Source organism: Streptomyces sp. NPDC028711 (assembly GCF_055565415.1).
In genome coordinates this window covers 308671-323548 of record NZ_JBVHUJ010000001.1, presented here as the reverse complement: position 1 = coordinate 323548, position 14878 = coordinate 308671, and the positions used below count along the sequence as shown (strand labels likewise).

12 protein-coding genes are annotated in these 14878 nt (G+C 71.9%); all 12 read left to right on the top strand.

The annotated features are described in order from the left end of the window. Positions 1-21: 21 nt before the first annotated feature. Positions 22-978, top strand: a complete 957-nt coding sequence (rsmH, locus tag ACZ4VK_RS01460; protein WP_468347286.1) for a 16S rRNA (cytosine(1402)-N(4))-methyltransferase RsmH — start codon at positions 22-24, stop codon at positions 976-978. Next, positions 975-1721: a cell division protein FtsL gene (gene ftsL / locus ACZ4VK_RS01455; RefSeq protein ID WP_468347284.1), complete on the top strand. Its 747-nt coding sequence runs from the start codon at positions 975-977 to the stop codon at positions 1719-1721. The genes rsmH and ftsL overlap by 4 nt, the downstream gene beginning before the upstream one ends. Positions 1722-1728: 7 nt before the next feature. After that, a complete protein-coding gene (locus ACZ4VK_RS01450; protein ID WP_468347282.1) occupies positions 1729-3705 on the top strand; it encodes a peptidoglycan D,D-transpeptidase FtsI family protein in 1977 nt (658 codons plus the stop codon). Positions 3706-3721: 16 nt separating this feature from the next. Next, the gene (locus tag ACZ4VK_RS01445) at positions 3722-5413 is read left to right on the top strand and encodes a UDP-N-acetylmuramoyl-L-alanyl-D-glutamate--2,6-diaminopimelate ligase (RefSeq protein WP_468347280.1); all 1692 of its coding nucleotides are present in this window, start codon (positions 3722-3724) and stop codon (positions 5411-5413) included. A 4-nt stretch (positions 5414-5417) separates the two neighbouring features. Then, a complete protein-coding gene (locus ACZ4VK_RS01440) occupies positions 5418-6842 on the top strand; it encodes a UDP-N-acetylmuramoyl-tripeptide--D-alanyl-D-alanine ligase (RefSeq protein ID WP_468347279.1) in 1425 nt (474 codons plus the stop codon). Continuing rightward, entirely contained in the window at positions 6839-7909 is a 1071-nt protein-coding gene (mraY, locus tag ACZ4VK_RS01435; protein WP_468347277.1) for a phospho-N-acetylmuramoyl-pentapeptide-transferase, read from the top strand. The genes ACZ4VK_RS01440 and mraY overlap by 4 nt, the downstream gene beginning before the upstream one ends. After that, the gene (murD, locus tag ACZ4VK_RS01430) at positions 7891-9330 is read left to right on the top strand and encodes a UDP-N-acetylmuramoyl-L-alanine--D-glutamate ligase (protein WP_468347275.1); all 1440 of its coding nucleotides are present in this window, start codon (positions 7891-7893) and stop codon (positions 9328-9330) included. The genes mraY and murD overlap by 19 nt, the downstream gene beginning before the upstream one ends. 51 nt (positions 9331-9381) lie before the next feature. Then, a complete protein-coding gene (gene ftsW / locus ACZ4VK_RS01425; RefSeq protein ID WP_468347273.1) occupies positions 9382-10722 on the top strand; it encodes a putative lipid II flippase FtsW in 1341 nt (446 codons plus the stop codon). A 6-nt stretch (positions 10723-10728) separates the two neighbouring features. Then, positions 10729-11823, top strand: coding sequence for an undecaprenyldiphospho-muramoylpentapeptide beta-N-acetylglucosaminyltransferase (gene murG, locus ACZ4VK_RS01420; RefSeq protein ID WP_024757246.1), 1095 nt, complete (start codon positions 10729-10731; stop codon positions 11821-11823). 28 nt (positions 11824-11851) lie between these two features. Next, positions 11852-12655 (top strand): cell division protein FtsQ/DivIB, encoded by an 804-nt coding sequence (locus tag ACZ4VK_RS01415; RefSeq protein WP_468347271.1) that lies wholly within the window; start codon positions 11852-11854, stop codon positions 12653-12655. A 278-nt stretch (positions 12656-12933) separates the two neighbouring features. Further along, entirely contained in the window at positions 12934-14145 is a 1212-nt protein-coding gene (ftsZ, locus tag ACZ4VK_RS01410; protein ID WP_468347269.1) for a cell division protein FtsZ, read from the top strand. After that, positions 14142-14870 carry a peptidoglycan editing factor PgeF gene (gene pgeF, locus ACZ4VK_RS01405; RefSeq protein WP_468347267.1) on the top strand — a complete coding sequence of 243 codons (729 nt, stop codon included), beginning with the start codon at positions 14142-14144 and terminating at the stop codon, positions 14868-14870. The genes ftsZ and pgeF overlap by 4 nt, the downstream gene beginning before the upstream one ends. Positions 14871-14878 lie beyond the last annotated feature (8 nt).

The following is a 14878-nucleotide window of genomic DNA, read 5'->3' as shown; positions in this document are numbered from 1 at the left end:
CGCCGGATCTGAGAGGGCGCATTGAGCAACGACCGACACGTCCCGGTCATGCTCCAGCGGTGCCTGGACATGTTGGCCCCCGCCCTTGAGCGCCCCGGCGCGGTCGTCGTCGACTGCACCCTGGGCCTCGGCGGCCACAGCGAGGCACTCCTGAAGCGGTTCCCCGAGGCGCGGCTCGTCGCCCTCGACCGGGACAAGGAGGCCCTGCGTCTCTCCGGCGAACGGCTCGCCCCGTACGGGGAGCGCGCCATCCTCGTCCATGCCGTGTACGACGAGCTGCCCGAGGTCCTCGACCGGCTCGGCCTCCCCACGGTCGACGGCATCCTCTTCGACCTGGGCGTCTCCTCCATGCAGCTGGACGAGGCCGACCGCGGCTTCGCCTACGCCCAGGACGCCCCGCTCGACATGCGCATGGACCAGACGACCGGCATCAGCGCGGCCGAGGTCCTCAACACCTACCCGCCCGGCGAGCTCGTCCGCATCCTCCGGGCGTACGGCGAGGAGAAGCAGGCCAAGCGGATCGTCTCCGCGATCGTGCGCGAGCGCGAGAAGGAGCCGTTCAGCAACAGCGCCCGGCTCGTCGAGCTCATCCGCGACTCCCTGCCGCAGGCCGCCAAGCGGACCGGCGGCAACCCGGCGAAGCGCACCTTCCAGGCCCTGCGCATCGAGGTCAACGGCGAGCTGACCGTCCTCGAGCGGGCGATCCCGGCGGCCGTGAAGGTCCTCGGCGTCGGCGGCAGGATCGCTGTCCTCTCGTACCACTCGCTGGAGGACCGGCTGGTCAAGCAGGTCTTCGCGGCCGGCGCGGCGACCACCGCCCCGCCAGGACTGCCGGTCGTCCCGGAGAAGTACCAGCCCCGTCTGAAGCTGCTCACCCGGGGCGCCGAGCTGCCCACCGAGGAGGAGGTCGCCGAGAACCGGCGCGCCGCCCCGGCCCGGCTCAGGGGCGCCGAACGGATCCGGGAAGACGTCCAGTGAGTACGGCGAAGGGGCCGCTCAAAGGGCGGGCCGCGCGGCTCGGACGGCTCATGCCGTCGGGGCCGAGCTCGGCCGCCCGTACCCCCTTCGTCCTGCTTGTCGTGGTCCTGCTCGGCGGCGGCCTCATCAGCCTGCTCCTGCTGAACTCGGCCCTCAACCAGGGTTCGTTCCAGCTCAACGAGCTCAAGGACAGGACCACCGAGCTCACCGACGAGGAGCAGGCGCTCCAGCGGGACGTCGACGACTACGCGGCCCCGGACGCGCTCGAACGGCGGGCCCGCGAGCTCGGCATGGTCCCGGGCGGCAGCCCCGCCTTCCTCGGGCCTGACGGCAGGGTGCTCGGCGAGCCCTCGGTCGCGGTGGCGCCGAAGCCGAAGCCGAGCCCGACGCCCAGCGCGGAGCCGACGCCGCCCGCCACCACGGCCTCCCCGACGCCCCCGACGAACACCGGCACCCCCGGGGGTACGGCCACCACGCAGACCGGCACGTCGACGGACGCCCGTACCTCCGGCGCCACGGCGAACCCCGCCGCCGCGTACCCCGCCGACGCCGCCGCCGCGAGCACCGCCGGCGCTCTCCCCGCGAGCACGAGCACAGCTCGGGCCACGAACGCGAGCACAGCTCAGGCCACGAACACCGACGCCGACCCCACGAGCACAGCCCCCACCGGTCCCGGCCTCTCCGACACCGGCCAGGCATGGACAGAGCCCGCAGCCGCACCGACACAACCCTCCGGCAGGTGACCGAGCAGTGCCCCCCAAGGAGCCCCCGCGCCGCCGCGTCCCCGGCCCCGCGCGGCCCGCGCGTCCCCGGCCCGCCGCCGGAGCCCGCCCGTCCCGCCCCGCCCCGCGCCCGGCCGCGAAGCGGACCGCGCCGCGGCCCCCGGCCCGGCGGCCCCGCACCATCCGGCTCGGCAGCCCGCGGCCCCGGCTGCGTCTGGTCTCCCTCGGCCTGACCCTCGTCATGCTGGTCTTCGTGGTGCGGCTGCTCCAGGTCCAGGCCGTCGACGCCAGCGCGTACGCCGCGAAGGCCGACAAGTACCGCTTCCAGGAGTACACGCTCTCCGCCGAGCGGGGCGAGATCACCGACCGCAACGGCATCGCGCTCGCGGCCAGCGTCGACGCGTACGACATCACGGCCGACCCCAAGCTCTTCACCCCCGAGGAGTCGAAGGTCCGCGACGCGCCGGAGCAGGCCGCCGCCCTCCTCGCGCCGCTCCTCGGCAAGGAGCCCGCAGAGCTCGCCAAGAAGCTCCGCACCCCCAAGTCGCGCTACACCCTGCTCGCCCGCAAGCAGACCCCGCAGGTCTGGAACCAGATCAAGGACCTCAGGAAGGTCTACGGGCAGAAGGCCCAGGCCGCCGGCGGCAACGGCGTCAACCTTCTCGGCGGCATCCTCAGCGAGCCCAGCACCAAGCGCGTCTACCCGAACGGCGAACTCGCTGCCGGGATACTGGGATACGTCAACGCCGAGGGTCGCGGCGCCGGCGGCCTGGAGTCCATGCTCGACCCGGAACTCGCCGGAAAGGACGGCAAGATCCGCTTCACCCAGTCGGGCGGCCGTCAGGTGCCGACCGCGGGCTCCCAGGGCAACCCCGCCGTTCCCGGCTCCGACATCGAGCTGACCATCGACCGGGACATCCAGTGGGCCGCCCAGCAGGCCATCACCGAACAGGTGGCGAAGTCCAAGGCCGACCGGGGCTATGTGATCGTGCAGGACACCAGGACCGGCGAGGTCCTCGCCATGGCCAACGCCCCCGGCTTCGACCCCAACGACCTCTCCGCCGCCAACGCCGCCTCCATGGGCAACGCGGCCCTCCAGGACGCCTACGAGCCCGGCTCCACCAGCAAGGTCATGTCCATGGCCGCCGTCCTGGAGGAGGGCAAGGCGACCCCCGACACCCATGTCACCGTCCCCAACCGGCTCCACCGCGGCGACCGGCTCTTCAAGGACGACGTCGACCACGAGACCTGGTACCTGACCCTCAACGGCGTCCTCGCCAAGTCCAGCAACATCGGCACCATCCTCGCCACCGGCCAGCTCGGCGCCACCCAGGCCGAGTCCAACCGGGTCCTCCACACCTATCTGCGCAAGTTCGGCATCGGCAGCCCCACCGGCCTCGGCTACCCCGGCGAGACCGCCGGCATCCTCGCCAAGCCCCAGGACTGGTCCACCTCGCAGCAGTACACGATCCCCTTCGGCCAGGGCCTCTCCATCAACGCCATGCAGGCCGCCTCGGTGTACTCGACCATCGCCAACGGCGGCGTACGGGTCGAGCCGACCCTCGTCCGCGGCACCAAGGGCCCCGACGGGCGCTTCGCCCCCGCCCCCGCGCCCGAGGAGTCGCGGGTCGTCAGCGAGAAGACCGCCAAGACCCTCGCGCAGATGCTGGAGTCCGTCGTCGACGACAGGGGGGAGGGCACCGGCACCAGGGCCGCGATCCCCGGCTACCGCGTCGCCGGCAAGACCGGCACCGCCAACCGCGTCGACCCCGAACTCGGCCGCTACAAGGGCTACACCGCCTCCTTCGCCGGTTTCGCCCCCGCCGACGAGCCGCGGGTCACCGTCTACTGCGCCATCCAGAACCCCACCAAGGGCAGCTACTTCGGCGGCCAGATCTGCGGACCCATCTACAAGAAGGTCATGGAGTTCGCCCTGAAGACCCTCCACATCGCCCCCACGGGCAGCGACCCGGCCCGACTGCCGGTCTTCGCCCCCACCCCGTGACACTCCGGGAGCACCAGTGACAACGATCACCCCCGATTCCGGGAACCGGAAATCGAACTCCGGCGAGGCCCCGGGCCGTTTTGGCCCCTCGCAGGGTGCGCCCGGTACGCTCACCGCCGTGCCACACGCTGATCAGTACCGAACCTCCCCGCCCCGCCCGGAGCAGGGCCGCCCGACACCCCTGGGCGACCTGGCCGCGCGGCTCGGGGTCGACGCCCCGCAGGCCGCCGAGATCTCGGGCATCACCCATGACTCGCGGGCCGTGCGTCCCGGCGACGTGTACGCGGCCCTGCCCGGCGCCCGCGCCCACGGCGCCGACTTCGTCGCCCAGGCCGCCGGACTCGGCGCCGCCGCGATCCTCACCGACCCGGCGGGCGCCGAGCGCGCCGCCGCGACCGGACTGCCGGTCCTGGTCGTGGAGAACCCGCGCGGCCGGATGGGCGAACTCGCCGCCGAGATCTACGGGCGGCCCGGGGACGGCCTCCTCCAGATCGGCATCACCGGCACCTCCGGCAAGACCACCACCGCCTACCTCGTCGAGGGCGGACTGCGCGGCTCCGGACACAGCACCGGGCTCGTCGGCACCGTGGAGATGCGGATCGGCGACGAGCGCATCAAGTCGGAGCGGACCACCCCCGAGGCCACCGACCTCCAGGCGCTCTTCGCCGTCATGCGCGAGCGCGGCGTCGACGCGGTCGCCATGGAGGTCTCCAGCCACGCCCTCGTGCTCGGCCGGGTCGACGGCTGCGTCTTCGACGTCGCCGTCTTCAACAACCTGAGCCCGGAGCACATGGAGTTCCACTCCGACATGGACGACTACTACCGGGCGAAGGCCGGGCTCTTCACGCCCGAGCGCAGCCGCCTGGGCGTGGTCAACCTCGACGACGCGTACGGCCGCAGGCTCGTGACGGAGGCGACCGTCCCGGTCGTCACCTTCTCCGCCGAGGGCCGCGCCGACGCCGACTGGCGCGCCGAGGACCTCGTCCTCGGCTCCCACGACTCGACGTTCACCGCCGTCGGCCCCGGGGGCGAGCGGATCCCCGCCACCGCCCCGCTGCCCGGCCCGTTCAACGTCGCCAACACCCTCGCCGCCATCGCCACCCTCGCCGCCGCGGGCATCGACCCCAAGAGCGCCGCCGAGGGCGTCGCCGCCGTCCCCGGCGTACCGGGCCGTCTGGAGCGGGTCGACGCCGGTCAGCCGTACCTCGCCGTCGTCGACTACGCGCACAAGACGGACGCCGTCGAATCCGTCCTGCGCTCCCTGCGCGAGGTCACCGAGGGTCGGCTGCACGTGGTCATCGGCTGCGGCGGCGACCGGGACACCACCAAACGCGGCCCGATGGGCGCCGCCACGGCCCGGCTCGCCGACACCGCCGTCCTGACCTCCGACAACCCCCGCTCCGAGGACCCGCTCGTGATCCTCACCGCCATGCTCGCGGGCGCCGCCGGCGTACCGGAGGCCGAGCGGGGCGCCGTCCTGGTCGAACCCGACCGGGCGGCGGCCATCGCGGCCGCCGTCGCCCGCGCCCGGCCGGGGGACACCGTCCTGGTCGCCGGCAAGGGCCACGAGCAGGGCCAGGAGATCGCCGGAGTCGTCCGCCCCTTCGACGACCGCGAGGTCCTGCGCGCGGCGATCCTCGAACGAAACGCCCCGGCCGCCCCTCCGGGCGGCCGAGCCGAAGCCAGCCACCAGAACAGTCAGGGATGAAGCAGTGATCGCCCTCTCCCTCGCCGAGATCGCCGAAATCGTCGGCGGGCAGGCGCACGACATACCGGATCCGGCCGCCCGGATCACCGGGCCCGTCGTCATCGACTCCCGCGAGGTGCGGGCCGGCAGCCTCTTCGCGGCCTTCGCCGGTGAGCACGTCGACGGCCACGACTACGCGGAACGCGCCGTCGCCGCGGGCGCGGTGGCGGTGCTCGCCGCCCGCCCCGTCGGCGTCCCCGCCCTCGTCGTCGACGACGTCCAGACCGCGCTCGGGGCCCTCGCCCGCGCGGTCGTCGAACGGCTCGGCACCGATGTCGTCGCCCTCACCGGCTCGGCGGGCAAGACCTCGACCAAGGACCTGATCGCCCAGGTCCTCGACCGGCACGCACCCACCGTGTGGACGCCCGGCTCGCTCAACAACGAGATCGGCCTGCCGCTGACCGCGCTCCGCGCGAGCGACGAGACCCGGCACCTGGTCCTGGAGATGGGCGCCCGCGGCATCGGGCACATCCGCTACCTCACCGGCCTCACCCCGCCGCGCATCGGCCTCGTCCTCAACGTGGGCACCGCCCACATCGGCGAGTTCGGCGGCCGGGAGCAGATCGCCGTGGCCAAGGGCGAGCTCGTCGAGGCGCTGCCGCCGGCCGAGGAGGGCGGGGTGGCGGTCCTCAACGCCGACGACCCGCTCGTCCGCGCGATGGCGAGCCGCACCAAGGCCCGCGTGACCCTGTTCGGCGAAGCGGACGAAGCGGCCGTACGGGCCGAGAACGTCCACCTCACCGCGTCAGGACAGCCTTCTTTCCGGCTTCACACACCCACCGGGTGCAGCGACGTGACCTTGCGCCTGTACGGTGAGCACCACGTGTCGAACGCGCTCGCAGCGGCCGCCGTCGCGCACGAGCTGGGCATGCCTGTCGAAGAGATCGCCACCGCGCTCTCCGAGGCCGGCACCCTGTCGCGCTGGCGCATGGAGGTCACCGAGCGTCCGGACGGCGTGACGATCGTCAACGACGCCTACAACGCGAACCCCGAGTCCATGCGAGCCGCCCTGCGCGCGCTCGCGGCCATGGGCAGGGCCGCACAGGCCCGAGGGGCTCGTACGTGGGCGGTGCTCGGCAAGATGGCCGAGCTCGGTGACGCATCGCTCGTCGAGCACGACGCGGTCGGACGGCTCGCCGTCCGGCTCAACGTCAGCAAGCTCGTCGCGGTCGGGGACAGGGAAGCGTCCTGGCTGCAACTGGGCGCATATAACGAGGGTTCGTGGGGTGAGGAGTCGGTGCACGTGTCCGACGCGCAGGCGGCTGTCGACCTGTTGCGCAGTGAGCTGCGCCCGGGGGACGTCGTCCTTGTGAAGGCTTCCAGGTCGGTCGGCCTCGAACAGGTCGCCCTGGCTCTCCTCGACACCGAGGGCGAGGTCACCGGCCGATGAGGCAGATCCTCTTCGCGGGGGCCATCGGGCTCTTCCTGACCCTGATCGGCACGCCGCTGCTGATCAAGCTGCTCGCCCGCAAGGGATACGGGCAGTTCATCCGCGACGACGGCCCGCGCGGCCACGCCGGGAAGAAGGGCACGCCCACCATGGGCGGCATCTCCTTCATCCTGGCCACGCTCATCGCGTACGCCCTGGCCAAGGTCATCACCGGCGAACCCCTCTCGTACTCCGGGGTGCTCGTCCTCTTCCTGATGGCCGGCATGGGCCTGGTCGGCTTCCTCGACGACTACATCAAGATCGTCAAGCAGCGGTCGCTCGGCCTGCGGGCCAAGGCGAAGATGGCCGGCCAGCTGATCGTGGGCATCGCCTTCGCGGTGCTCGCGCTCCAGTTCCGCGACGCGCGCGGTCTCGCCCCGGCCTCCGAGAAGCTCTCCTTCATCACGGACTTCGGCTGGACCATCGGCCCGGTGCTCTTCGTGGTCTGGGCGCTCTTCATGATCCTGGCCATGTCCAACGGCGTGAACCTGACGGACGGTCTGGACGGCCTGGCCACCGGCGCCTCGGTGATGGTCTTCGGCGCGTACACCTTCATCGGGCTCTGGCAGTTCCAGGAGTCCTGTGCGAACGCCATGACCCTGACCAACCCCAACGCCTGCTTCGAGGTCCGCGACCCGCTCGACCTCGCGGTCGTCGCCTCCGCGCTGATGGGCTCCTGCTTCGGCTTCCTGTGGTGGAACACCTCACCCGCCAAGATCTTCATGGGTGACACCGGCTCGCTCGCCCTCGGCGGCGCCCTCGCCGGTCTCGCCATCTGCTCCCGTACGGAGCTTCTCCTCGCGCTGCTCGGTGGCCTGTTCGTGCTGATCACGATGTCCGTGGTCATCCAGGTCGGCTCCTTCAAGATGACCGGCAAGCGCGTCTTCCGGATGGCACCCCTCCAGCACCACTTCGAACTCAAGGGGTGGTCCGAGGTCCTTGTCGTCGTCCGGTTCTGGATCATCCAGGGCATGTGCGTGATCGTGGGCCTGGGCCTCTTCTACGCGGGATGGGCATCGGCGAAGTGACAGAACAGCTCGACTGGAACGGCAAGCACGTCACCGTCGCGGGGCTCGGGGTGTCCGGCATCCCGGCCGCCCGCGTCCTGCACGGGCTCGGCGCGCGCGTCACCGTCGTCAACGACGGCGACGACGAGCGCTCCCGGGCCCAGGCCGCCGCCCTGGAGGCGGAGGGGATCACGGTCCGCCTCGGCGACGGGGCGACCCTGCCGTCCGGCACCGAGCTGATCGTCACCACCCCCGGCTGGCGCCCCGACAAGCCGCTCTTCACAGCCGCCTCCGAGGCGGGCGTGGAGATCTGGGGCGACGTCGAACTCGCCTGGCGCCTCAGGGGCCCGGGAGCGGCCCCCTGGCTCGCGGTCACCGGCACCAACGGCAAGACCACGACCGTGCGGATGCTCGCCTCGATCCTGGAGGCGGCAGGTCTGCGGACCGCCGCCGTCGGCAACATCGGCGTCTCGCTCCTGGACGCCGTCCTCGGCGACGAGACGTACGACGTGCTCGCCGTCGAGCTGTCCAGCTACCAGCTCCACTGGGCGCCGTCCGTCCGCGCCCACTCGGCCGCCGTCCTCAACCTGGCCCCCGACCACCTCGACTGGCACGGCTCCATGGAGGCGTACGCCGCCGACAAGGGCCGGATCTACGAGGGCAACCAGGTCGCCTGCGTCTACAACGTCGCCGACAAGGCGACCGAGGACCTGGTCCGCGAGGCCGACGTCGAGGAGGGCTGCCGGGCCATCGGCTTCACCCTCGGCACCCCCGGCCCCTCCGAACTGGGTGTCGTCGAGGGCATCCTCGTCGACCGGGCCTTCGTGGAGAACCGGCAGAAGAACGCCCAGGAGCTCGCCGAGGTCGCCGACGTCCAGCCGCCGGCCCCGCACAACATCGCCAACGCGCTCGCCGCCGCCGCCCTCGCCCGCGCCTTCGGCGTCGACGCGAAGGCCGTACGGGACGGACTGAGGGCCTTCCGGCCCGACCCGCACCGCATCGAGCTGGTCGAGGAGGTCCAGGGAGTCACGTACGTCGACGACTCCAAGGCCACCAACACCCACGCCGCGGAAGCCTCGTTGGCCGCCTACGACCCGATCGTCTGGATCGCCGGCGGACTCGCCAAGGGCGCGACCTTCGACGAGCTCGTCCAGAAGTCGGCGAAGCGCCTGCGCGGGGCCGTCCTGATCGGCGCCGACCGTGCCCTGATCCGCGAAGCCCTGGCGCGACACGCCCCGGAGGTACCGGTGGTGGACCTCGACCGGACCGACACTGGGGCGATGTCCGAAGCGGTCCGCGAGGCGGCCCGGCTCGCCCGCCCGGGGGACACGGTGCTCCTCGCCCCGGCCTGCGCCTCGATGGACATGTTCACCAACTACAACAAGCGCGGCGAGGCCTTCGCGGACGCGGTCCGCGCCCTCGCCGCCACCGGGGACGCCTGACCCGCCCAGTGGGTCCGGCGGGACCGGGCACGACCGGAGGGGGCAGCGACCATGCCGAGCAAGATCGCAGGGACACGCCGGCCGTCCGCCGTACGCGGCGGAGGGCGGGCCCCCGCGACCCCGCGGCCCCGTGGCGGAGGAGGCCTACGAGGCCTGCACCAGCGGGCGCTGAAGGCCTGGGACCGGCCGCTGACGGCCTACTACGTGATCATCGGCGCGGGGATGCTCATCACCGCGCTCGGCCTCGTGATGGTCTACTCCGCCTCGATGATCACGGCACTCCGCTACGACCTGGTGCCCTCGTACTTCTTCCGGAAGCAGTTCCTCGCCGCCCTGCTCGGCACCGGACTCCTCCTGGTCGCCTCGCGCATGCCCGTGAAGCTGCACCGGGCCCTCGCCTATCCGATCCTGGTCGGCGCGGTCTTCCTGATGGCCCTCGTGCAGATCCCGGGGATAGGGCACAGCATCGGCGGCAACCAGAACTGGATCTCGCTGGGCGGCCCGTTCATGCTCCAGCCCAGCGAGTTCGGCAAGCTGGCGCTGATCCTGTGGGGGGCCGACCTGCTCGCCCGCAAACAGGACATGAAGCTGCTCACCCAGTGGAAGCACATGCTGGTGCCGCTGGTCCCCGGAGCCTTCATGCTCCTCGGGCTCATCATGCTCGGCGGCGACCTGGGCACCGCGATCATTCTCACGGCGATCCTGTTCGGCCTCCTGTGGACCGCCGGAGCGCCCACCCGGCTCTTCGTCGGGGTGCTCTCGGTGGCCGGCGCGATCGGGGTCCTGCTGATCAAGACGAGCGCGAACCGGATGAAGCGCTTCGACTGCATCGGTGCGACCGACCCCGGCGGCGAGGGCGCCCCCTGCCTCCAGGCCGCGCACGGAATCTATGCTCTGGCCTCGGGCGGATGGTTCGGTTCCGGACTCGGTGCGAGCGTCGAGAAGTGGGGCCAACTCCCCGAAGCGCACACCGACTTCATCTTCGCGGTCACCGGTGAGGAACTGGGTCTCGCGGGGACGCTGTCGGTACTCGCCCTGTTCGCGGCTCTAGGCTATGCGGGTATCCGCGTGGCCGGAGGCACGGAGGACCCCTTCGTGAGGTTCGCCGCGGGAGGTGTGACCACCTGGATCACGGCTCAGGCCGTGATCAACATCGGTGCGGTGCTCGGTCTGCTGCCGATCGCCGGGGTCCCGCTCCCGTTGTTCTCCTACGGTGGGTCGGCCCTGCTGCCGACCATGTTCGCCGTCGGGCTCCTCATCGCCTTCGCGCGACAGGAACCCGCCGCGAAAGCGGCCCTGGCCATGCGCCGCCCCGGTTGGGGCAAGCGGGCCGGGGTGAGATGGAAGTCGATGCGACGGCGCGTCAAGAAGCGCCCGTCCGGAGAGCGGTGAATTTCGGTGCATGTCGTACTCGCCGGCGGGGGGACCGCCGGCCACATCGAGCCGGCGCTGGCCCTCGCGGACGCCCTGCGCAGGCAGGACCCCAGCGTGGGGATCACGGCGCTCGGCACGGAGAAGGGTCTGGAGACCCGGCTCGTGCCCGAGCGGGGCTACGAGCTGGCCCTCATCCCCGCCGTACCGCTGCCCCGCAAGCCCACCCCCGAGCTGATCACCGTCCCCGGGCGGCTGCGCGGCACGATCAAGGCCGCCGAGCAGATCCTCGAACGCACCAAGGCGGACTGCGTGGTGGGCTTCGGCGGCTATGTGGCGCTGCCCGGCTACCTCGCCGCCAAGCGGCTCGGGGTGCCGATCGTGGTCCACGAGGCCAACGCCCGGCCCGGCCTCGCCAACAAGATCGGTTCGCGGTACGCGGCCGGGGTCGCCGTCGCCACCCCCGACAGCAAGCTCCGCAACGCCCGCTACATCGGCATCCCGCTGCGGCACACCATCGCGACCCTCGACCGGGCCCGGGTGCGCCCCGAGGCGCGCGCCGCCTTCGGGCTCGACCCGAACCTGCCGACGCTCCTGGTCTCCGGCGGCTCGCAGGGCGCCCGGCGGCTCAACGAGGTCGTCCAGCAGATCGCCCCGGTGCTCCAGCGCTCGGGCATCCAGATCCTGCACGCGGTCGGCCCCAAGAACGAAATGCCGCGCGTCGACAACATGCCCGGAATGCCGCCCTACGTGCCGGTACCGTACGTGGACCGGATGGATCTCGCGTACGCCGCCGCCGACATGATGCTCTGCCGCGCGGGCGCGATGACCGTCGCCGAGCTGTCCGCCGTCGGGCTGCCCGCCGCGTACGTCCCGCTGCCCATCGGCAACGGAGAACAGCGGCTCAACGCCCAGCCGGTGGTCAAGGCCGGCGGTGGACTGCTCGTCGACGACGCGGAGCTGACGCCGCAGTGGGTGCAGGGCAACGTCCTGCCCGTACTGGCCGATCCGCACCGGTTGTACGAGATGTCCCGCGCCGCCGCCGAGTTCGGCCGCCGGGACGCCGACGACCTGCTCGTCGGCATGGTGTACGAGGCGATCGCCGCCCGCCGACAGGCGTAGCGCGGCGGCTGAGGGCAGGAGACGCCAGGTGGCAGCCGGACCGACGACCGCCGAGAAGAGCGGCGCGAGCACGTCGAAGGGGTCGTCGGACGGTCCGTCCCGCAAGGGCACCCGGAACCGCAGGTTCCGGGTGCCGGGCACCCGGGCGCTCCTGATCGCCTTCGGCGTCCTCGTCCTCGTGGCCGGTGGCGTCTGGGCGCTCTACGGCTCGACCTGGTTCCGTGTGGAACGTGTGAAGACTTCCGGCGCCGGAGTCCTGACGGCGCGTGAGATCGAGGCCGTCGCCGCCGTTCCGATGGGAGCCCCGCTCGTCACCGTCGACACCGACGCCATCGAGGCCCGGCTCCGGCAGAAACTGCCGCGCATCGACACGGTGACCGTCGTACGGTCCTGGCCGCACGGAATCGGGCTGAAAGTGACGGAACGGAAGCCCGTTCTTCTCATCGAAAAGGGCGGAAAGTTCATCGAAGTGGACGCGACCGCTGTGCGGTTCGCCACCGTCGACACCGCCCCCCGCGGCGTCCCGCGGCTCGCCCTCGACAGCGCTTCCTCCCCGAGCCTGCGCCGCTTCGGCGCGGACCGGCTGCTCCGGGAGGCGGTCCGCGTCCGGGGTGAACTCCCGGCGGAAATCGCCCGGGACACTCGTGTCGTGCGCGTCACCTCGTACGACTCCGTCACTCTGGAGCTGACCAGGGGGCGCACCGTCTTCTGGGGCAGCGGCGAGCACGGCCCGGTCAAGGCGCGGGTGCTCACCGCGCTCCTGAAGGCCACTCCCAAAGCGGGGCACTTCGATGTAAGTGCCCCCACGGCGCCCGCCTCGTCCGGAAGTTGACGGGTATCACCCCTGGCCAGCACCCTGGTTGGCCAGCGCTACGGGTGATCACATAGGGTGAAAAGAAAAACGGGAGGTTCGGCGTGTTCGTTGAACGTGCGCCGCTTGTCGACTTAGTGTCTCGTTCGGAAGAGTCCAGCGAACAGAGACACTGGTAACCCTAAACTTCAACGTTAGGGTTTGGGTCGGCGTTTCGGACCGTCCCAATCGGCATCCGTCGGAGCGGCGCGACCAACCGCGCAGCGACGACACGTAACTCGAGGCGAGAGGCCTTCGACGTGGCAGCACCGCAGAACTACCTCGCAGTCATCAAGGTCATCGGTGTCGGCGGCGGTGGTGTCAATGCCATCAACCGAATGATCGAGGTCGGTCTCAAGGGCGTCGAGTTCATCGCGATCAACACCGACGCGCAAGCGCTGTTGATGAGCGACGCCGACGTCAAGCTCGACGTCGGCCGTGAACTCACCCGCGGCCTCGGGGCCGGGGCGAACCCGGCCGTCGGTCGCAAGGCGGCAGAGGACCACCGTGAGGAGATCGAGGAGGTCCTCAAGGGGGCCGACATGGTCTTCGTCACCGCCGGCGAAGGCGGCGGCACCGGCACCGGCGGCGCACCCGTCGTCGCCAACATCGCACGCTCGCTCGGCGCCCTGACGATCGGTGTGGTCACCCGGCCGTTCACCTTCGAAGGACGCCGTCGCGCCAACCAGGCGGAGGACGGCATCGCCGAACTCCGCGAAGAGGTCGACACCCTCATCGTCATCCCCAACGACCGGCTCCTGTCGATCTCGGACCGCCAGGTCTCCGTGCTCGACGCCTTCAAGTCGGCCGACCAGGTGCTGCTGAGCGGTGTCCAGGGCATCACCGACCTGATCACCACCCCGGGTCTGATCAACCTCGACTTCGCCGACGTCAAGTCGGTCATGTCCGAGGCCGGTTCCGCCCTGATGGGCATCGGTTCCGCCCGCGGCGACGACCGCGCGGTGGCGGCCGCGGAGATGGCGATCTCCTCGCCGCTCCTCGAGGCCTCCATCGACGGCGCCCGCGGCGTGCTGCTCTCCATCTCCGGCGGCAGCGACCTCGGTCTCTTCGAGATCAACGAGGCCGCGCAGCTGGTCAGCGAGGCGGCCCACCCCGAGGCCAACATCATCTTCGGCGCCGTCATCGACGACGCCCTCGGTGACGAGGTCCGGGTCACCGTCATCGCGGCCGGCTTCGACGGCGGCCAGCCGCCGGCCCGCCGGGAGAACATCATCGGCTCGGTCTCGGCCAAGCGCGAGGAGCCGGCCCCGGCCCCCCGCCACGTCGAGACCTCCCGCCCGCTGGGCGGACTCGGCACGGTCGCACCCCGCGAGGACCCGGCCCCGGCTCCGGTCGAGCCGGCCCCGGCCGTCAACGAGACCCCGCTGTCGCCCGCCCCGCCGGTCGTCCCGCCGGCCCGTCCGTACGACAGCCAGGCCGAAGAGCTGGACGTCCCGGACTTCCTGAAGTGATAGGACAGCGATTCGACGCGAACGGCGCGCACTTCGCCTTCACCGACAGGTGGGGCGGGGTGAGCGCCGTTCCGTACGAGGAGCTCAACCTGGGCGGCGCGGTGGGGGACGACCCCGAGGCCGTACGCACCAACCGGGCGCTCGCCGCCGGCGCCCTCGGGCTCGATCCGGCCCGTGTCGTCTGGATGAACCAGGTCCACGGCGCGGACGTCGCCGAGGTCGAAGGGCCGTGGGGCACCGACGGGATCCCGTCGGTGGACGCGCTCGTCACCTCCCGGGCGGGACTCGGCCTCGCGGTCCTCACCGCGGACTGCGTCCCGGTCCTGCTGGCGGATCCCGTCGCCCGGGTCGCCGCCGCCGCCCACGCCGGACGCCCCGGAATGGTGGCGGGAGTCGTTCCCGCCGCGGTCGCGTCCATGATCGAACTCGGCGCCGACCCGGCCCGTATCGTCGCCCGCACCGGCCCCGCCGTCTGCGGGCGCTGCTACGAGGTCCCGGAGGCCATGCGGGCCGAGGTCGCCGCGACCGAACCCGCCGCCTGGGCCGAGACGAGCTGGGGCACCCCGGCCGTCGACGTCACCGCCGGAGTGCACGCCCAGCTCGAACGGCTCGGCGTCGGGGACCGGCAGGCCAGTACGGTCTGCACCCGGGAATCCGGTGACCACTACTCGTACCGCCGCGATCGCACCACGGGGCGACTCGCGGGATATGTCTGGTTGGACTGAGAAGAGAC